This is a genomic window from Methanosarcina baltica, assembly GCF_055394095.1.
Genome location: NZ_AP042463.1, coordinates 3,283,913 through 3,304,180 on the forward strand (window position 1 = coordinate 3,283,913; position 20,268 = coordinate 3,304,180).

A 20,268-nucleotide genomic window follows, 5' to 3' on the forward strand; every position below is an offset into this window, starting at 1 on the left:
TGATTTCCAGGTTCAGGTTTGAATGAGAGAGGTGCAGAGCAATAACCAGATATATCTCAAAATTATAAAACATTCTAAATATTATAATTCTGAATTATATATGACAAAATGGCTATAAAATAAGGATTATAGTTACTTATGGAGTTATTGATATGAAAAAAATAATTGTAATTGCGATGGTAGTTTTGTTTTTAATCACAATGTCTTCCGGTAATGTTATGGCAAATGGTGATGAACACTATAATGACCACAGCAGCGATGATTCACAGCCCGGTGCCGGAGACCTCGGACCAGGTGAACCATCTGACAATGAGGATGACAATCCATCAGAAGACCGGACAAGAAACAAAGATACCTGAGGTGAACTACCGCTCGGCTAAAGACCGACCGGCTTCCTGCTTCATACCCTGGAGCAACCTCCACGAGTCCACAGGCCCTTCCCGCCGTTCCAGCGGTGTTAACTAATTTAAAGTGTACTTTTGCTTGGTTATTTTCCAGTTACACTGGAAATCCCACAAATTTTCAATTTGTGCGATCGCAAAAGTGATTGAAATTAAAATATATTATTAATATATTAACGTTATGGTATTAAACCTTATATTGGAAAGTGGACGCTTATATCCCCTGAGCTAAAGACTTGGGAGTTTTACGCTGCTTTCTATAAATAATCAATTTTTTTTTTTAAATTTGAAATTCAACTATATAAGCTGGAGTCCCCTTCCTCGATGTTTCTAATTGAAAATTAGAAACTCCTGTTAAACCTATGGTTTAACACGACAGCCGAAGGCTGGCAGGTGGGGGTAGTTGACTCTTCAAAGCTCAAGCGGAACTTTTTTCCTGTAAACCATCCCCTGAAATATCGCCACGAGGTCTCCTTTGTCATCTGTGATATTTACGGTATATGTTGCGAGTTTGGGGTTTATTGAAGTTTCCTTTGCTTCGGCTGTGAGAGTTCCTTTTGTTCCGGCTTTTACATAGGAGATGTTTGCATTGATCCCGACCGCAGCATTCCCGTATGCGTTTGAAGCTGCGGCAAAAGTGAGGTCCGCGAGAGTGAATAATGCTCCTCCCTGTACGGCTCCTAAAGCATTGAGGTGCTTTTCTTCGATTTCCAGCTCGGCCTTTGCGTATCCGGGAGAGACTTCCAGCAGTTTTATTCCCGAATGTGCAGCGAAATTATCTTTTTTAAAGAATTGTTTGAGTTTTTCCATGCAGTAACTCCAGAGGTTTTAGTAAAGTTATGGTTCTTAAGCATGTCCACAGTTAAAGTTTTAGTGTCTCTATCCGGGAAGCACTTACTTATTAAATTAATATGTGAGTTCGAAAGTTGACTTATCATTCAAACTTGCGGTCAGTATCATAATGTTCTCATTGTTGTACCGGCTCAAATTTATAGGATCTACAGACGAAGACCAGGGCCGGAAACGTGGGATTTTTTTCCTTTTTTGTCTCTATTTTCCTTAATGGGGCCGGCTGAATTGGAGAGAAGAGCCAGATTCATCTCAGTAAACTTTCTTAATCACGGAAAAGCCCGAATGGGCATGTAAACAGGCATTGCGGCTGGTAAATAGCCCCGTTTCCTTTTTGTTTCTATTTTCTTAAAAGGGGCCAGGCCTGTGCCCAGGTGCTTTTTTCTCGGTCGTTTCTGTATCAGTTTTCAAATTCTCAATGGCTGACGGAGGCGGCCGGTGAGAACTCCAGTACCAAAAAAGCAATCTAAAAAAAGTACCGATTTTTCCATCTGCCAGTTATACAACCGTCACCAGCCCATTCTCTTTAACGACCACTTTTCTCCCCACCCTTCTCCTCAAGCAGCCAGTACCACAACGGCACATACCTTATCCTCTTCCCATCAACAAACTCCTCATCAAAAAGATCCGATGTGATGATTGTTCCCTCTTTCATTTTGAAGTTCTTCATTCCGGCCATTAAGCCGTTTACCTCGTGTTCTTTTGTTTCCGGATCAGACAAATTCGAGCAGACCTGTATCAGGTGGGTGGGTTTAAGCCCTTCCTTTATTACAAAATCAACCTCGAGGGCCTTCTGGTCCTGCCAGTAGTATATTTCGTTTCCGGAGCGTAAGAGCTGGATGAAGACGAGGTTCTCGTATAATCTTCCGGTATCGGAGGACAGTTTGAAGGAAACGGCATTGATCATGCCTGTGTCGATACAATATAATTTCCTGGGTTTGTTCATCTGCTGCTTCAGCGATTCATTGTAATGGCTGATGCTGAAGAGCAGGAATGCATCCTCAAGATATGCAATATAATTGATTATCGCATCCGTGCTGAGGGATGTGTAATTGGCAAACAGCCTTTTGAGAGAGTTGTATGTATGCGGTTTTGCGATGTTCGATATGCAGAACAGGGCAAGGTCCTTGAATATCAGGGGATTCCTTATTCTATGCCTTGAAATGATATCCCGGTAGATGATGTCGTCAAAGTATGACTGCAGGGTTTCCCGATGCTGCACCGACGGATTGACTATGGTCTCGGGGAATCCTCCTTTTTCCAGGTATTCGTTGAACCTGCGTTTGACAACTGACCTGTCTTCCAGGTAAGGGAGTGTTTTCATATCAAAGGTGACTGAATGATAATTCAGAAATTCCGCAAAACTGAAAGGGAACATCCTGGTGCTCAGATGCCTGCCCGTCAATAAGGTGGATATCTCCTGTGAAAGCAGGGATGCGTTCGAGCCGCTTATTACCATCTTCACATTCTGTATTCTGTCGTATCTGCCCTTTACCCACCGTTCCCATGAAGGGAAGTTCTGGATTTCATCAAGGAAAAGATACAAACGGTCTTCTTCGGAGATCTCCTGCATTTCCCTGAAAGTTTCTATCAACAACTGCAGTTCATCCCCGTTTAGCGGTTGCAAACGGTCATCATCAAGATTCAGGTACAATATATTGCTCTTCGGTATACCCCGCTCAAGCAGTTCCGATATCAGTTGATACATATAATATGTTTTACCGCATCTCCTGACACCCACGATGTCATTTACATGCGGAGCATCGATGTTCAACTCATACCTGCGCTTCTGCAATGGTGGTAATACTCTTCCCTGCCACTCGATAATAACACTTTTCAGTTTCTCCCTTGTATCCACAAAGAATAATCACGGGTTTTTTCTTTATATAGCTATCGAGTATAGTCGATAAAATTCCCTTATTTTGTCGTGTATAGATAACAGTCTTCAGGGATTATTTTTAATGCTTTATTGAATGCAAGTGGTGAGCCCTGAACAAAAACAATAAATGAAAAAAAAAGGTAGTAGGGTGAGTTACTGAAAACCATAAGCTTATGAAATTCTTCACGTTTTTTCAAACATGCTGGATGTGCTTTTTTTCAGATTTGATCAATGACTCACCCTCTGGATCAAAAAATGAATTACACTTTTTAGTTGGGGACACCAATGTATATTCTATGTAATTCTTCGGCGACATCCTCAGCGCTATTGTATTTCTTGTCTGGAAGCATGCCAAGTTCCCTCATTATGTCCTGGATTGCTCCACTCTTCTTTTCTTGCTCAATAATGCTGTCCCTTTTTGCAGGAAAATCCATATTTTTTAGGATCTTCTGAGTTTCCATAGGAAGTTCTGCAATAAATCCTCCTTTACTTTTAGTTTCCATGATATTTCCCCTTTACTTTTGTTTAGTCTTCTTTAAATTCCCTTACTTAAATTCCCTGACGACATCCACAGTGTTTGTATACTCTTTTTCCAGAGATGATTTATATTCCTTAAAATGTCGTCTCTAGCATTCTTATTCTTCGCACTTAACAAAATTTCCTTATTTGAAGGAATATCGATATTTTTTAAAATTTTTTGAAGGGCTCTGAACTTTTTTGCTAGTATGAATATCAATGACGATTTACTATTTAAATGTTAACACTTTTTTTAAAAAAATTATTAAAAATTATTATCTTTCATAAAATTAGTATTAATAAATACATTTCGACCCCCTTTCAAAAATAAGGTGATTTTTGCAACAACTCAACACATTAATTTAATATTTAGTGGACACAAGCTCAAAAAAATCAATAATTTTGGTTGAATCCCACAATTCTCCAAAAACTCCGGGTGAAATTCATAAATCTCGATTTTCCTTAATGAAAAGGCCTTCTTTAAGTTTCAATTTTTTAATATCAGTCAAGAAAAGTCTAGCCTACGGCCGTTGAGGACCCCGGTTCAAGTTTGATAATTTTTAGAAATATGGACCGGCAAAGTTTTGTATATTTTTATAAAGGGGGGCCAGTTCCACCTAAAGTCCGGCAAGTCCCGTGCGGAGGCCAGGCCTGTGAAAAAGTGCATTCTGTCTTACCACCCAGCAATTTTTGTATCAGTTATCAAATTCCGGCACTCTCAACAGCCGACGGAAAAGGCCGGCCTTTTCAAAGTTCAGCTTACAATAATCTGAAAAAAAGCAGTGGGTGTTAGTTATATACGGCCGTATTTTTTATGGGCCTGTTCGGCCGTGAGAATATCAAAAACGTAAACTTTCTTTTTGTTTTTGTTAATTCTGTAAAAAATCCGATAACTTCCTACTCTCAAGCGATATGCAGAGTCTCCGGCCCCTTTGATTTCCTTTTTATTGCCCCCTGAGCCTGGGTATGGGTTATTAAGACCTTTGATTGCCGATTTAATGTTCTCCTTTAGGTCGGTGGGAATCTCATCAAAGAGGCGCGGAAGCACCAGGACATTAAAGCTCATCTATGCTCACAAACTCTTCTTCATGTTCTTCTACTATTTTCCTGCTGTATTCAACCAGTTTATTTCTGTTGTGTTCCCGGATCAGTTTCTCTATGACGGAGTTATAATCATCCCCCATTGAGCCAATGGAGCGTAATTCGTCTCTTGTCGTTGATTTTACCTGTATGGTTGTGGTTGTCATGTTTTTTGCTATATTGGCTATAATATTTATAGCTTTCATAGCCCAAGTTCCGCTTCGGGATCACAGGAAATCAAAGATTTTTTGGGAGTTGCGATGAAATCGCAACAGCACGGTGTCCGTTCTTGTTCAGCACAAGACAAACATTTGTAATTACTCCTAATTGAATAGGGTTATGCGTATCCGGAATTGTGGAGCCAATCCTGGAATTCGTCTTCCTCTCGATAAGATATAGAAAGGTTTGATGATGCAAGCACTGTCCCTCCCTCTCAGGACTGTTTAACCGGCATCCTTAGAGCCTGAAACCGAGGCGGCATTTCAGGGTAACTAAATTCTTTCCTATCGCTTAACCAATCTTGCAAAGCTCCTAATCGGTGATCTGGTCAACCAGGGACTTGCCTAAACAAGCCCCTTACTCTAAAATCTTAGCCTGAGGGCGAAGGTTTTAGGGAGGGGTAGTTGACTGTTGTGACTACAAAACAGAGCTTGAAACTCTATTGGTTTATTCAACTTCTATTTTCAGACCACCAATGAATCCGGCTGCTACGTTATATATAAAGGCTGTAATTATACCTCCAATGAAACCTAAAATTCCATAGAATATTGGTAATGCTATGATAGCTCCTGTCCCAAACAGCAGACCTGCTAACGCTCCCTCGTCTCCCATTATGGATCCCATTCCCATGGACATGAGGGTCATTATAGCTCCGAATATAAGGCCCATTATTGCGTAAATCAATCCAAAGATCTTTCCAAGTGATAATACACCAATTTTAGTAATACATCTGGTTGCCACAGTATCAATCTCCTTGTACAGTACTATATAAAATATCATGAAAGTATAATAAATTATTCCATATGTTTTTGTTGTCAGGTTTTTTTGCGATTTCTCAGAGGCAATCTAAATATTCATTTTTCAGTTGTTTAAAGGTTTGATCTTAGCCAGTCGTTTGCTCATTAGATGGATCATAGCAGCATAGATAAAGGTTTGACTGGACTCTGTTGATCCTTCATAATCTTTACTCAAACGCCGATAGCGACCCAACCATTCAAATGTACGTTCTACCACCCGTCCATTGGTCATCGGTTAAGGAATTTTCTTGCCTATATGCTATCGATTTTAGAACCGAAATTAATTTCTAATTTGGACTCCAAACCTAAAATCGATACCTTGTTCCACCATCGCATCAACGTATATTATATTACCTTGTTGCAACGATGGAGGCAATTTATCACGATTTCTCACTTAACCGAAGACGCATGACCACCCGTCTACGAGGTACTTGAAAACCTTTGACGTCATCTTTAAGCCTTATGATTTCCAAGACCCAATCACACGTTAACTTGACCCAATCAAGCAGACTGAAATCGTAATTTTAAAACTTGTTTTTTGTGGTTCCGTCCAGCTTCTTGCCCCGAGTTGCACTTCCCGAGTTCCGCTTCGGGATCACAGGAAATCATAGATTTCCTGGGAGTTGCGATGAAATCGCAACAGCACGGTGTCCGTTTCACTCGCTACGCTCACTCAAGCAGACTGAAATCGTAATTTTAAAACTCATTTTTTATTTTTTTTCGGTTTCGGCCAGCTTCTTGCACTTTTCCGTGGCTTTTTTTGTTCTGGAGTTTCTGAAAAGAGGCGGGCCTGTTTTCCTTTTTTGTCTCGCCCGAGTTCCGCTTCGGGATCACAGGAAATCGAAGATTTCCTGGGAGTTGCGATGCAATCGCAACAGCACGGTGTCCGTTTCGCTCGCTACGCTCACTCAAGCAGACTTTAATCGTAGTTTTAAAACTTATTTTTTATTTTTTATCAGTTCCTGCCAGCTTCTTGCACTTTTCCGTGGCTTTTTTTGTTCTGGAGTTTTAGGAAAAGAGGCGAGCCGAAGGCCTTTCAGGAACTCGAACTTTTTTTATTGCGGGCCTGTTCTCCTTTTTTGTCTCGACTTTTTCATAAAGGGGGGCCAGTTCCACCAAAAGTCCGGCAAGTTCCATGCGGAGGCCAGGCCTGTGAAAAAGTGCTTTCGACTCTACCGCCCAGCCGTTTTTGTATTATTTTTCAGATTCCGGCACTCTCAACGGCCGATGCAGGCGGCCGGGGTTTTCTTGAAAAGCCTGAATTAATGAAAAAAGTAAGAAGGTTAATTTAACAAACAGGTGGGATGAAAGGGCACCCTAATTGCCATATATCATGCGTTACGCATAACATATTACATATAACATTTGCATATCACACATATGTCTGAGGGTTAACCTGGATGAGGATGCGGAAAACAATATTCCTGTATGTTGCACTTTCACTCCTGCTTGCAATTCCTGCTTGCTGTGGAGAAAGTATTCCACCCAACATAGGCAAACTTATAAATGATTATTATGACGTAGGAGGCAGTCCCAAGCTTTCTGCCTCTATCCTGGGAAAGTCCGAATTTGAAAGCGGGGACACATCCATCCTCTTTATACAGCTGACAAATAAAGGGACCCAGGAAGGGTTTGAAACGGATGAAGTCCCCCAGGATGCCGGGGAATTTGCGGACGCAGGAAAGGAGCTGGAGCTGGAAGCTGACGTGACAACGGCAGTGGGCATCCTCGGAACCCTGGAAAACAGGCAGGGAGGATCCCCCCATGTAAGGGTCTTGAGCGGGGTCCGTGAGGGAGGATATCTCCGGGAAGGAGAGACTTCACAACCGGTGGAGTTTGAGATCGAGGTCTACAAAAATGCTCCGGCGGGCCGCTATGAACTCACCCTGAACCTCAGCTACCAGTACCAGAAGGAAGTGCAGGTAACAGGACACCCTGAGCCGGAGTATAACTACTGGTATGCTGAAAAGATGCAGGAACTTCCTGTTTATATCACAATAAAACCGGAAGTAGACTTCGAGGTTCTAAGTACCAGGGCCCATCCGGCAGCCGGGGGGAAGTGCATGTTTTACATAACGTACAGAAACACCGGAAATGAACTTGCCGAACATGCGGTAGCTAGGATCATAGAAGAAGATCCTTTCACCTTCAAAGATGCCGAGGCTTTCCTGGGCACTCTCAATCCCGGGGCTTCTTACGAAGCGAAATACATAATCGAGGTAGACGAAACCGCTCTCCCGAAGGTCTACGGGATCGAGACTGAAGTGGAATATCAGGACAGCCGGGGAGAGCAAAAAGTCTCCGAGCCCCTGAAAGCCCCTTTCAGGATGGACGAATTTCTGTATGAGACGGAAGAGGGAAGACCTGGAGCAGTCGGGTACTATGCCTTAATTGCCGGAATACTGGCTGCGGCCGGTTATTATGTTTACAGGAAACAGCAGGGGAAGAAATGAAGATAATTCTTTCAATAAAGTCGGTACTTCCGATAAAATCGATACTTTCAGTACTGCCAATACTGCCGACACTGTCAATCCTGTTGATTCTACTGATACAGCTGCTGCTTTCCATGTCCCTATTTTTAACGGTTCCCGGGGTGCAGGCCCAGGGGGTAAATATCCCTCCCAATAAATGGACCTTCAATGAGGATTATTTTACCATCTACGGCAGTCCCGAAATGGTTGTGAGTCTCACAGGAAGCGCCGAGTATAAGAGAGACGACTCGTCCACAGTCCTGCTTCAGGTCATGAACCAGGGAAAGGTCCTGGGGTTCGAGTCCGAGCATGACCCCAAAAACGCCAATGAAATCGAGCTCTCAAAGCTTGAACGTGAAATGGAATACGGCATCACCACAGCTCTGGGGGTCACGGCGGCCCTTTCTGCGGAAAATGCCCCTCTGAACATAAAGACTCCGGCCCAGAGTGCGGGAAGCCTCACATCAGGTCAGGTCTCAGATCCCCTCCAGTTTGAAATCGAGGTCTGGAAAAATGCGGGCGCAGGCAGCTATCCTCTCGAAGTGGAACTTTCCTACCAGTTCCAGAAAGACGTCTACCTTGAAGGCAATGTAAGTGAGAACCGGATTGACTTAAGTTTCCTCTACGAAGACGTCAACGAAACACATGAAATCTTCATTCTTATCAAAGAAGAAGCCAATTTTGAAGTCACGGACGTGGAAAGTTCCCTCTATCCGGGAAGTACCGGACCTATCAGCATGACTTTTAAAAACACAGGGGAAGAAAATGCATCAAAAGCCATGGCACGCCTGAGGCTCTCGGACCCCCTGAGCAGCACGGATTATACGGCTTTTCTGGAAGACCTGGAGCCCGGAGAGGAAGTCCGGGCCGTTTTTAATATCGAGGTGGACTCCGATGCCGCAGCCAAGGCTTATCCGATCAAGGCCGAGGTCGAATATGAAGACTCCGAAGGCGAGACCCGGGTTTCGGATATCATCTACGTGCCTGCGGAGGTAAATAAAGAAAAAGCCAGGGAAGATATTCTAAAAAACCCCCTGCTGATTTCCGGGGTTTTGCTGCTGCTCGCAGGACTTGCTTATTATTACCTGAAAAAGCGAAAAGCCGGAGAAGAAAGAACCGGAGAAGAAAAAACCGGAGAAGAAAGAGCCGGAGAAGAAAGAACCGGAGAAGAAAGAACCGGAGAAGAAAGGGATGGAGAGGACTGGAGTGAATAAAGAAGCCATAATCAGGGTGGAGCATCTTGTAAAGAAGTTCGGTGTGGTTGCTGCAGTCAATGATATTTCCTTTGAGATCAGGAGGGGTGAGATCTTTGGGCTGCTCGGGCCCAACGGGGCTGGAAAGTCCACTCTCATCTCCATGCTGTGTTGCCTCTTGCAGCCCACTTCCGGCAGGGTAACAATAGGCGGGTTTGACCTTGAGAAGGACAGCCTTGAGGTTAAAAAGATCATCGGAGTCGTGCCCCAGGAGATCAGCCTTTACCATACCCTGACAGCTAGGGAAAACCTGGAGTTCTATGCGAAGATCTACGGGCTTCCGGGCCCGATGATGAAGAAACGAATTAAAAACCTGCTGGAAATGGTAGGGCTTGCTGAGCGGGCGGACGATCTTCTGGAAAACTATTCAGGAGGTATGAAGCGGAGGATAAACATTGCAGTTGCCCTGCTACACAATCCAGAGATCCTCTTCCTTGACGAACCGACTGCCGGGGTTGATCCACAGAGCCGAAAAAGGATCTATGACACGATCCAGGCCCTGAACAGACAGGGAATGACCGTGCTCCTGACTACGCACCAGATGGAGGACGCCGAGAAACTCTGTCACAGGATTGCCATAGTGGACAACGGGGAATTAATCGCTCTGGACACGTTAGAAGGGCTGATGGACCTGGTCGGGGAAAGTGATGTGGTCCGGGTGGAAGCCGGGGAAATCACACAAAAAGCCGCGGATTCTCTTAAAAATATTGCCGGGGTCCAGAAACTCTCCGTGGACGGAGGTCTTATGACGATCCAGCTGCTGCGGGGCAGGGAAATGCTGGCAGAAATCGTCAATTCCCTGACCTCCTCCGGCACAAAGGTTGATTCCATCCAGATAAAAGAACCGGACCTGGAGACCCTGTTTCTCCACCTGACAGGGACCCGGCTGAGACGGTAACGGGAGACAAAATCAGAAAAGGGGAAGCATGAAATAAGTACAAAATGGGGGAAGGGGGATAAATGTGAAGTTCCATATCATTGCCGAAAAGGACCTGAAGATCATTTTGCGGGATCGAAATTCCCTTTTCATAATGCTCCTTTTGCCCATGATCATAATTACAGTTGCAGGGCTGGCCCTGGATTTTGGAGATGATATCAACATCGATGTGCTGGTTGTAGACCTGGATAACGGAGATGCCTCGAAGGGATTTGTGGAGTTTCTGGAAGATGTGGACGTCCTGAATGTGGACATGGAATCCAATGAGTTTGCTGCCAGGGATAAGGTCAGAAGCGAGGAAATAACCCTGGTTATTATTCCCCGGGGTTTTACTGATTCCGTGCTGAGGGGAGAAGACAGTGAACTCCAGATGGTCCTTGATCCCACCCGGGATGACCAGAACACGGTGGTGGAAAAAATAGTGGAAAGCTACACCAGCAGGTTATCAACCGATGTGGTTGTGGTCAAGACCGTAGCTGAATACGGAGTCCCTGTCCGGGATGAAAAGAATATCTTTGAGATTGTAGAAGTGGCGGGTCGTTTTGCCGATCCGCCCCCCGTCAGGGTGGTAAAGGAAAGCATAGCAGCCGAAGCTCTTGGAGAATACACTCCCTTCACTCAGTATGTCCCGGGCTTTGCGGTTATGTTCCTCCTGTTCACGACTGTCCAGGCAGGGGCTATCAGCCTGTTACTAGAGCAGAAGTCCGGGACCCTTAGAAGGCTTATAACTGCTCCGATCAGCAAAGCTGATATCATTGGGGGAAAAATCGTAAGCAACTTTTTAAAAGGATTTGTGCAGCTTGTCGTCCTCATGGGCTTCGGCAAACTGGCCTTTGGACTGGACCTGGGAAGCGACATCCTGGCTCTCATTATACTTATGGTTGCAATTACCCTGGCAAGCACAGGCCTGGGCTTGCTTGTAGCGGTACTGGTAAAAACCGAAGACCAGGCAAATTCTGTTTCAGAGCTGATAGTCCTGACAAGTTCAGCAATCGGAGGTTCCTGGTGGCCCCTCTTCCTCGAGCCCCAGTTCATGCAGGATCTGGCCCATTTTACAATAACGGCCTGGGCAATGGATGGCTTTTATGACCTCCTCTATTTTGACCTGGGCCTTGCCGGTATATTAAAGGAAGTTGCGGTGCTGCTGTTTATGGCTTTTCTCTTTTTCGGAACTGCGATTTCCAGGTTCAGGTTTGAGTGAGAGAGGTGCAGAGTAAATACTGGGGGTGTTCGTGCCCTTCAAATAATGACACCTCCTCTACCCGAACAGCAAGAAATAGTCTGGCGTGTTATCTCATTTTGTGCTTGCATTTTCCAGGGAGTTTAGCTTTGCGGCAGCTTCTGTAAAGAAATAGTGTATCTATTCAGCTACCTCTGTTTCTAACTTATATTTCGTATAAACTCAACAATTACTTTTTTCATATAGATTAATATAAAAATCATCGGATTTTGGAATGAGGTTTATGAAATGTGAAGAGATTCTTACTCAATGCCGTTCAGACCCTGAATCCATTGTTTCATATATTGAGGATCTTGAGTCTCGGTATGAAGATCTTGGATCTCGGTATGAAGATCTTGGATCTCGACACGAAGAGCTTGAATCTCGGTATGAAGATCTTGGATCTCGACACGAAGAGCTTGAATCTCGATATGAAAATCTTGAATCCGAAAACACCGAACTTCGAGAAAGACTTAATGAGTTAGAATCTCGCCTAAAAAAGAATAACCAAAACCAAAAAAGAAATCGACTTCCCTCTACTAACAATTCTACTGATAAAATACCTCAATCAAAAGGTTCACAAAAAGGAAGTTTTAGACGTCCTGGCGGCCAAAAAGGGCATCCTGGTTCTACATTAAGGATGATTAAAAATCCTGATAAAACAATCATTTATAAGCTACATAAATGTGAACATTGTGGTTGTAACATTGAGAAGATTGAAGTTATAAATTACGAGAAGAGACAAGAATTTGAAATAATTGTAAGGCGTAAAGTGACCGAACATCGTGCTGAGATCAAAAAATGTCCTTATTGTAACCGCAAAAACAAAGCTGCTTTTCCGAAATCAATTACAAAACCTGTCCAATATGGCAATATGGTTTTAACAATTGCAATTTACCTCCGAAACTACCAATTGATTCCCTATGACCGAATCAAGAAATTATTTAAAGATGCCTTTGGATTTGATATAAGCGTTGGTACAATAATTAGGGCAGAAAATAAGTTATTTCACAAGTTGAAAGGTGCTACAAACCACATCAAGAAGCAACTGATAAAAGAAAATGTCATCCATGGTGATGAAACTGGAATCGACGTTGGTGGTCAAGGGGAATACTGCCATTTAATCTCTACAAAAAAATATACATACTATTTCCATAATAGGAGTCGAGGATCAAAAGCAATGAATAAAATGGGAGTGTTGCCTAAATATAGAGGAATTATAGTCCACGATTTCTGGAAACCCTATTTTAAATACAAATGTGAACATGCGGCATGTAATGTCCACATTCAAAGAGAACTTAAAGACATTTATAACATATTCAAGCAAGTGTGGGCTGAGGAGATGTCTGATCTCCTATATGAAATTAAAAAATGCGCAGACTTTGCCAGAAAACAGGGCATACAAATAGATGAAGATACGCTCAAGACCTTTAAAGAAAAGTATCAGTCAATACTAATGAAAGGATTTGAGGACAATCCTCCACCTGAAATCTCGAAAGACAATGGGGTTAAAAGAGGAAGAAAAGCGCAGAGCGATGCAAAAAATCTCCTTGATAGACTTTCAAAGTATGAAAAAGAAATCTTGAGGTTTGCTACGGATCTAAGAGTTCCTTTCAGTAACAACCAAGCAGAAAGAGATCTCAGAATGATAACAGTTCAGCAAAAAATATCGGGAGATTTTAGGAAACCCCATGGAGCAGATGTTTTCTTTAGAATTAGGGGATACATATCTACACTAATAAAGAATAATATACCTACTATAAGTTCACTTCATGCGGCGATTGAAAATGTGCCACCCTTACCCTGAATAGATACGTTTTCTTTAGAATTAGGGGATACATATCTACACTAATAAAGAATAATATACCTACTATAAGTTCACTTCATGCGGCGATTGAAAATGTGCCACCCTTACCCTGAATAGATACGAAATAGTTTCCAAAATCATTCACTTTCCACATGGGAGCGTGGATATCCACCATGACGAAATATTTATCTTTAGCGCATTCCCCGTGGAGGCACATGAGTTCGTCACTTGAACGGGAAATATAATAAGTACCGCGGCGGTCGATGGGAAGGAAAGCTCCGTTACTGCTGTTGTCCCAGTAGATTTCCATGTTAACTGGTCTGCGGGCGTTTTCTTTATAGCCTTCCCAGAGCCAGAATGTAATGTTTCCTATTTGCATCGGTACTGTATTCCACTTTTTCTCAGTGGTATAATAAGCCAGAACCTGACTGGCTGCTTCGGGACTTTCCATTTCGTATACGGAGTACTCTATCTCATAATCTGTCTGGACTGAATCGTTAATATAAAGTACGTTAGCCTGATCCACCACTTTAGATGCAAATTTTCCTTCGGTTTCCACGTTCATAGGGTCCATCAGGAGGTTCACACGCCTCGTTCCCGGGACGTTATCAAGAAACAGAGCGGCAAATTCGGGCTTAAGGTCAGGCTCGGGGATCTCGCCGGAGTACAACACCGGCTCAATGTAGACGTCCCCCTCAAGATTGGGATTTGATGAAGAATCCGGGCTGAATACTCCGCTTGAGAGCAAGTATACAATTACCAGTAAGAATGAGGCAAAAAGAATCAAATATGGAATATAATTTTTAGGTGTTTTACCCGGTTTTGCTCCCTTGCCACGTTCATCATTTAGGGAATTTGCGGAAGTTTCTTTTGTTATCTCATTTTCGGCCAAGTTGATCACTATTTTAGAGATATTTGCTGGTTAGAGATTTGCTGATTAAGGGATGTTTATTGACGAATTACTTGCACATTACCAGGCAGATCTATTATCTAAAAATGTAATTGTTATGTCATTATATACTTTTCCTATTACCAGCGCCCCCGAAAACTAATTCACTGAAAGGTAAATTAGACATCAGGCTGACACTTAATAAACTTAAAAGAGTTGTTCCCACGAAAAGAATCGGATAAAATGCCCAATTGTCACTGTAAATGTTAAAATGCTCTAACTGGATTATTATCAGAGTTATGAAGAAAAAGTGGACTAAATATATTCCAAACGAATACCTGCCCAGAGAATAAAATATTGATGTCAGCAGATTTTCTCTTTTCATGAGTTTTCTTGATGCCTCGAAGAGAAAGAAGAATATAAGCGGATAATATAAAACTTCGAGGATTATCGGGATAGCAAAATATAGGGTGGACATGGAATAAAAGGAATCAAAACCTTTTACATAATACCCGAAACCAACTATCCAGAAAAATGAGATAATTATTGTGATGAGGGCTAAAATCAAAAATGATATGACTTTATATTTATTTATTGATTCCATGTAAGCATATACAATATGAAAATTTTTACTAACATAGATTCCTAAAACGAAGTAAAAAAGATATGGAATAAAGATCCTTTTTGCCAGATATATGAATAATGGCTCGTATCCACCGGTTTCAATAATTAGTACCGATATGGACCACGCTACCTGGATAAGTAATGAGAGTGCCAGAAAAGTAAAGAGGTTCTCCCGCTCATCAAAATAACTATAAATATATAAAATAACCGGATAAAATATATAAAAGCCCATAATGGTTAAAAAAAACCACATATGAATGGCACTATTTGCCGTAATTATTTTCAAAAAAATTTCCGAAAACGACGGAAGGTTATTGGATAAAACCGCAAAGAATAAAATATATAGAATTGAAAATATAATATATTGTGGGAGAATTGATATTACTCTTTTTTTATAGAATTCCTTTACCGAAAAGGGTCCGTAATATTTATTCGACAATACAAACCCTGATATGAAAATGAACAGAGGAACACCATACTGGGAAAAAACATCAATTAGCAGGTTAAATATTACCAGGGGATTTAAATTAAATATTTTTGAAAAGTTTGTAGACGTATGAATTGCTATTACTGCCAGGATTGCAAAGGCTCTTAAAAAATCAATTTCCCCTACCCGGGAGTTATGGAATGAACTGTTAGCATGATTTTTCATAATTTCCTTCCATATGCCCGTCATACTACAGTTATTATTTAAAACTTATTTAAAAAAGACTTATAGAAAATATCTGCATTATTTTGTAAGTGACGTAACTATAGGCACTATTCACAAGAAACTAATATTCTAATCTGCTTTTAGGAACTAACATATTATAAATAATTTTCGGCAAGTTGTGTTTATAAAATTACAATCATAAATGAGGATTTGCGATGTAGATATTTAGCAGCTTTCCTGGCAAACATATGCTTATTTATTATACTGTAAATATGTATTATTATAATAAGTAGAGAAGCAATTACTCTTTAATATATTCAAATTAAATATATAGTGAGGATCGCTTTTAAACACGTGTGTAGATTGCCCTCTAAGTAGGAATTCAAGAATACTAATGAGGACTTAGCAGGAATTCACTGTAAATTCAGAAAGGAATTCCATTAACTCCTAAAAAATAATATTCGAGATTGGCTTACAGCAAAATATGACACAATGTTCATTTTTTTTGCGATTTTTCTTTGCTATGTACTAAAAATAAAAGGGTGAAGGAATAATGAGAACTTATAAAGGAAAAATTTTAGCTTTACTTGTAGTTTTTATAATGATATCTTCGATCCCTGGTCTGGCTTTAGCGGACCAGGCTCAAGGACAGGGCGGCGAAGGTACAAATATACAATCAGGACTTGGGAACGGGTGGTTGGGGTTTCTGGGTTTACAGACGAAGATAAGTATTCTGGAGGGGCAGATTGCTGATCAGCAAGAGCAAATTGACAACTTAGATCTAATTCTCAGTTCAGAGAACCCGGCAGATCCAGCAGGTTCACAGGGCGAACAGGGGCCAATAGGGCCGCAATTGAGAAGTTCCCTTCGCCTCGTGGGAAATGGTTCACAGGGCGAACAGGGGCCAATGGGGCCGCAAGGCGAACAGGGACCAGCGGGACCGACAGGGCCACAGGGCGAGCAAGGTGAACAGGGGCTTAAGGGTTCAGGTAGTCGAGGTAGTGAAGGGCCGGCGGGACCTCAAGGAGAACAGGGTGAGCAGGGATCAGTAGGACCACAAGGAGAACAGGGATCTGCAGGACCAAAGGGTGAACAGGGATCAGTAGGACCACAGGGCGAAACGGGTCCAGCAGGACCTCAAGGAGAACAGGGATCAGTAGGACCACAAGGAGAACAGGGTGAGCAGGGACTCACAGGGTCACAGGGTGAAACGGGTCCAGCAGGACCTCAAGGAGAACAGGGATCAGTAGGACCACAGGGCGAAACGGGTCCAGCAGGACCTCAAGGAGAACAGGGACCCGTAGGATCTCAAGGAGAACAGGGTGAGCAGGGACTCACAGGGTCACAGGGTGAAACGGGTTCAACAGGACCTCAAGGAGAACAGGGTGAGCAGGGACCCACAGGGCCACAGGGTGACACAGGATCAACCGGACCAGAAGGGCCACAGGGCGAAACGGGACCATCAGGAGCTGATGGTGCGGACGGCATTTCATGCTGGGACCTGAATGAAAACGGTATCGCCGATCTGGAGGAGGACATTAACGGAGACGGTGAAGTAAATGTTTCTGATGCCCAGGGACCGAGAGGATTTTCATGCTGGGACCTGAATGAAAACGGGATAGCTGATCCAGAAGAGGACATTAACGGAGACGGTGAAGTAAACGTCTTTGATGCCCGGGATAACAACACACATAGGTTATATACAGAATATACTGGAAGCTCCCAGGCTTTCAATAATAAGCAACCCTATTTAGGAGTTAATTACATCATTGCACTTGTTGGGGTATACCCAAGCCGAAATTCAGAGCCTTTTATAGGTGAAATAAAAATGTTTGCTGGAAACTTTGCCCCTCGAGGTTATGCTTTCTGTGATGGACAGATTCTCCCTATAAATCAAAACACGGCTCTCTTCTCTATCCTGGGTACGACCTACGGTGGAGACGGTCGAACCACCTTCGGATTGCCTGATCTTCGCGGTCGTGTGCCGGTACATGCCGGGTCAGGACCAAATGTCAGATTGGGTGAAAAAGGCGGAGCAGAAACTGTAACTCTGACTGTCGCAAATATGCCAAGTCATAACCACACCATTGCTCAGGTGTAAATAGGTTCCTCCCCGCAGGAACCTTTTTTCCATTTCTATTTTTACATACAATTACTCGGGTAACATGAAGTTAATAGCCTTAATATTCATAATAATTTTCTTAATAACCGGAACGGCGATACTTCAGGGTATATCGGGTAACGGCAATTTAGAGAATACCATTGATGAAACTAAAATAAATCTGAATGATGAAATTGGCAGGGATTTGAACGATGAAGTTAGTAGCGATTTGAACGTTGAAAATTCGGCACCCTATCACATAGTTAATCTTGCTCGAATCCCGGATGACCCTTACTTTAACAGGTCCTGGGGCTTAGATAATACGGGACAGACGGGGGGGATCCCTGATGCTGACATCGATGCTCCGGAAGCCTGGGAATTGCAAACAGGAAGCAATGATGCAGTAATAATTGCAGTTATTGATACCGGAGTCGACTATACCCATCCGGACCTGGCTGCCAGTATCTGGACAAATCCCGGGGAAATTCCTGACAATGGGATAGATGATGACCTGAACGGTTTTGTTGACGATGTCCATGGCTGGGACTTTGCAAACAATGACAATGATCCTTATGACGATGACTACACAGGACATGGAACACACTGTGCGGGAATAATAGGAGCTTCAGGCAACGATAGCGCCGGTATAGCAGGCGTCAACTGGAATGTAAAAATAATGCCGCTCAAATTTTTCGATAGTAATGGGTTTGGTACAACAGATGATGCCATAAGTTGCATAAAGTACGCGACCATGATGGGCGCACACATAATAAGCAACAGCTGGGGGGAGATCGAATATAACCAGGACTTAAACTTTACTTTCAAAGATGCATGTTTTTCCGTTATCAAGCGGCTTTGTTTGTGTGGGCCTAAGGAATGAATAATCCTACTGATGACGTTTTTATTGGGGTGGCAGGTAATTACCCAGGTTCAAGAAAGAAAATAATGATGCTTGCTTTGTACTCATCTCTTCCAGAATAATATTACACTTATTTGATTCTTTATCCTGGATAACTGCCAGCCTAATTTCGGACAAATTTTCAATTAGTCTTCTCATAGAAAGACCATATCTCTTTGTCTCCCAGGCTAAATATCTGTAGAAAAGTAAGCCAATTATAGACAGAAATACGTGAACTTTGATATTTTCATCTTTGTGGTGGTACACCGGTCCCACAGGGACAAGCAGGTGATCATTCAATAGCTTAAAATCATCCTCTATAGCGCCTTTATTGTTGTATGTTTGCACAATTTTTTTAGTGTGCCAACGGTGCTTATCTGTAAATAGTATATTTTTTCCTAATGAATTTTCGCGCTTATTTTTATTCTCTTCGTCAATCCAGAACTTTAACTGAGGTTTTTTCTTACCTTCAGGAGCATCAGTAATTTCATATTTCACCATACTTCTGTATTTTTTGATAATAATGTCTGCAACCTCTTTTTCTACACTGCTCCTGTTTCTTGCTTTTCCTCTGTTGCTTTCCAGTCTCCTCTGTAGGTCTTCCAGATTCTCAGTTATTTTTGACATATTTGACTCACAAGTTCTTTTTTGAAGTTTGTGAGTTCCTTCATTGAAAGTAATTACTGTTGTAAATTCTGTCCCGTAAAACTGATGCTTTGTCCGATAGCCATAAATTTTGTGGCCTTCTGAGCTTTCATATAAAAATTGATATTTAGATAATGGCACTTCAAGAAGATCATCTGCCTGATTTGCTTTTACAGCCCCTACAAAATTCATCTTTGAAGTTGCTTTTTCAATGTTGTCCTTTGAATTGTTTCCCTTATCAAAAACAAGAACAAGGTCTTCCGAACAAATATTCAATTCGGTTAGACGGTTTACTATTTTGTCAACCAGACCTGAAAATTCCTCTGAATCATGCACATTTCCTGGATATGTCTCGTGAATAAAAGGTAAGTTGTAATCATTAGCAGCCAGCGCTACAGATACCTGATTTTTGTCTTTACGATGCTTTTTGTTATACCCTTTATGAAGCAATTCACTTTTTTCATCATAATTGGTAGCATAAGTGAACCAGTTTGATTCATCCACAAACAGTACTGAAGGGGTTAGTCCTTTTTCGATGAGAACTCGGCACAAATCGTCTTCAATATTTTTCATTGTGTCGGAATCAATGTAATTCATATGATTCAAAAAATTCTGACAATTTAATTTATGAGGGAATTTCCACTTAAAAGATAAGGCCGATTTTTTGAACCATTCCCCAATACCGTTTTCACTTAAAACTCCATGAGATTTCCCCACTATATCAAGTAAAAGATACTCTCCGACACTTAAACCATCGATTGATTTTTTCATAGTGTGCTTGTTCACTATGTCAACGAATCCAAGCTCTTCATTCACATGAAGAAGTGCGGCAAGTTTGCCGTACTCAAAAGATTTCAGTTTCATGTAGGGCAATGATTCACTCTGTTTTTTCATTTCAAATATTTTTTCGGCATTGCCTAAATATATCTGAAATATAGTTTTCACTTTTCCATCAATTCTGCCAGTTTTAATAATATACCAGTATTTTTTACCGTTGATTATTTTCTGTTTTAAAAAAACCATGATATAAA

At 42.0% G+C, this 20,268-nt stretch carries 20 protein-coding genes and 1 pseudogene; 8 read left to right on the forward strand and 13 right to left on the reverse strand.

The features are described 5' to 3' along the window. Positions 1-152 precede the first annotated feature (152 nt). Positions 153-359: a hypothetical protein gene (locus ACZ5QV_RS14330; protein WP_464600447.1), complete on the forward strand. Its 207-nt coding sequence runs from the start codon at positions 153-155 to the stop codon at positions 357-359. Positions 360-812: 453 nt separating this feature from the next. On the opposite strand, the gene ACZ5QV_RS14335 is transcribed toward ACZ5QV_RS14330, so the two are convergent. From ACZ5QV_RS14335 to ACZ5QV_RS14370, 8 genes and pseudogenes are all read right to left on the reverse strand, one after another. Beyond that, entirely contained in the window at positions 813-1,211 is a 399-nt protein-coding gene (locus tag ACZ5QV_RS14335; RefSeq protein WP_464600448.1) for a PaaI family thioesterase, read from the reverse strand. Between the two features lie 565 nt (positions 1,212-1,776). Next, complete coding sequence (locus tag ACZ5QV_RS14340; protein ID WP_464600449.1) at positions 1,777-3,108, reverse strand: ATP-binding protein; 1,332 nt, start codon at positions 3,106-3,108, stop codon at positions 1,777-1,779. A 290-nt stretch (positions 3,109-3,398) separates the two neighbouring features. Further along, on the reverse strand, positions 3,399-3,632 hold the full coding sequence (locus tag ACZ5QV_RS14345) for a DUF2795 domain-containing protein (RefSeq protein ID WP_464600450.1): 234 nt from the start codon (positions 3,630-3,632) through the stop codon (positions 3,399-3,401). Positions 3,633-4,438: 806 nt separating this feature from the next. After that, complete coding sequence (locus ACZ5QV_RS14350) at positions 4,439-4,711, reverse strand: type II toxin-antitoxin system RelE family toxin (RefSeq protein ID WP_464600451.1); 273 nt, start codon at positions 4,709-4,711, stop codon at positions 4,439-4,441. Beyond that, a complete protein-coding gene (locus ACZ5QV_RS14355) occupies positions 4,701-4,931 on the reverse strand; it encodes a hypothetical protein (protein WP_464600452.1) in 231 nt (76 codons plus the stop codon). Before ACZ5QV_RS14355 ends, ACZ5QV_RS14350 begins: the two co-directional genes overlap by 11 nt. Before the next feature lie 460 nt (positions 4,932-5,391). Beyond that, positions 5,392-5,685, reverse strand: coding sequence for a hypothetical protein (locus ACZ5QV_RS14360; protein WP_464600453.1), 294 nt, complete (start codon positions 5,683-5,685; stop codon positions 5,392-5,394). A 120-nt stretch (positions 5,686-5,805) separates the two neighbouring features. Beyond that, a pseudogene (locus ACZ5QV_RS14365) lies at positions 5,806-5,958 on the reverse strand (IS5/IS1182 family transposase); the annotation flags it as partial. Positions 5,959-6,749: 791 nt separating this feature from the next. Next, the gene (locus ACZ5QV_RS14370; protein ID WP_464600454.1) at positions 6,750-6,878 is read right to left on the reverse strand and encodes a hypothetical protein; all 129 of its coding nucleotides are present in this window, start codon (positions 6,876-6,878) and stop codon (positions 6,750-6,752) included. A gap of 269 nt (positions 6,879-7,147) precedes the next feature. Between ACZ5QV_RS14370 and ACZ5QV_RS14375 the strand changes: the two genes are divergently transcribed. From ACZ5QV_RS14375 to tnpC, 5 genes are all read left to right on the forward strand, one after another. Then, on the forward strand, positions 7,148-8,194 hold the full coding sequence (locus ACZ5QV_RS14375) for a COG1361 S-layer family protein (protein WP_464600455.1): 1,047 nt from the start codon (positions 7,148-7,150) through the stop codon (positions 8,192-8,194). A 113-nt stretch (positions 8,195-8,307) separates the two neighbouring features. Beyond that, on the forward strand, positions 8,308-9,426 hold the full coding sequence (locus ACZ5QV_RS14380) for a COG1361 S-layer family protein (RefSeq protein ID WP_464600456.1): 1,119 nt from the start codon (positions 8,308-8,310) through the stop codon (positions 9,424-9,426). Further along, the gene (locus tag ACZ5QV_RS14385) at positions 9,404-10,363 is read left to right on the forward strand and encodes an ABC transporter ATP-binding protein (RefSeq protein ID WP_464600458.1); all 960 of its coding nucleotides are present in this window, start codon (positions 9,404-9,406) and stop codon (positions 10,361-10,363) included. The genes ACZ5QV_RS14380 and ACZ5QV_RS14385 overlap by 23 nt, the downstream gene beginning before the upstream one ends. A 64-nt stretch (positions 10,364-10,427) precedes the next feature. Then, positions 10,428-11,603, forward strand: coding sequence for an ABC transporter permease (locus ACZ5QV_RS14390; protein ID WP_464600459.1), 1,176 nt, complete (start codon positions 10,428-10,430; stop codon positions 11,601-11,603). 262 nt (positions 11,604-11,865) lie between these two features. Further along, positions 11,866-13,428: an IS66 family transposase gene (gene tnpC / locus ACZ5QV_RS14395; protein ID WP_464599444.1), complete on the forward strand. Its 1,563-nt coding sequence runs from the start codon at positions 11,866-11,868 to the stop codon at positions 13,426-13,428. 76 nt (positions 13,429-13,504) lie between these two features. Here the strand turns inward: tnpC and ACZ5QV_RS14400 are convergent, their stop codons facing one another. The 4 genes from ACZ5QV_RS14400 to ACZ5QV_RS14415 form a co-directional block, all read right to left on the reverse strand. After that, positions 13,505-14,176 (reverse strand): hypothetical protein, encoded by a 672-nt coding sequence (locus tag ACZ5QV_RS14400; protein ID WP_464600460.1) that lies wholly within the window; start codon positions 14,174-14,176, stop codon positions 13,505-13,507. 265 nt (positions 14,177-14,441) lie between these two features. Beyond that, a complete protein-coding gene (locus ACZ5QV_RS14405) occupies positions 14,442-15,593 on the reverse strand; it encodes an acyltransferase (protein WP_464600461.1) in 1,152 nt (383 codons plus the stop codon). A gap of 977 nt (positions 15,594-16,570) precedes the next feature. Beyond that, positions 16,571-16,759, reverse strand: a complete 189-nt coding sequence (locus tag ACZ5QV_RS14410) for a hypothetical protein (RefSeq protein WP_464600462.1) — start codon at positions 16,757-16,759, stop codon at positions 16,571-16,573. 168 nt (positions 16,760-16,927) lie between these two features. After that, positions 16,928-17,086, reverse strand: a complete 159-nt coding sequence (locus tag ACZ5QV_RS14415; protein ID WP_464600463.1) for a hypothetical protein — start codon at positions 17,084-17,086, stop codon at positions 16,928-16,930. Between the two features lie 335 nt (positions 17,087-17,421). On the opposite strand from ACZ5QV_RS14415, the gene ACZ5QV_RS14420 reads away from it, so the two are divergent. Together ACZ5QV_RS14420 and ACZ5QV_RS14425 are read left to right on the forward strand one after the other, a co-directional pair. Continuing rightward, positions 17,422-17,694 carry a phage tail protein gene (locus tag ACZ5QV_RS14420; protein WP_464600464.1) on the forward strand — a complete coding sequence of 91 codons (273 nt, stop codon included), beginning with the start codon at positions 17,422-17,424 and terminating at the stop codon, positions 17,692-17,694. Positions 17,695-17,758: 64 nt separating this feature from the next. Next, positions 17,759-18,574 carry a S8 family serine peptidase gene (locus tag ACZ5QV_RS14425; RefSeq protein ID WP_464600465.1) on the forward strand — a complete coding sequence of 272 codons (816 nt, stop codon included), beginning with the start codon at positions 17,759-17,761 and terminating at the stop codon, positions 18,572-18,574. Positions 18,575-18,595: 21 nt separating this feature from the next. On the opposite strand, the gene ACZ5QV_RS14430 is transcribed toward ACZ5QV_RS14425, so the two are convergent. After that, positions 18,596-20,260, reverse strand: coding sequence for an IS1634 family transposase (locus ACZ5QV_RS14430; RefSeq protein ID WP_464599431.1), 1,665 nt, complete (start codon positions 20,258-20,260; stop codon positions 18,596-18,598). Between the last annotated feature and the right edge of the window lie 8 nt (positions 20,261-20,268).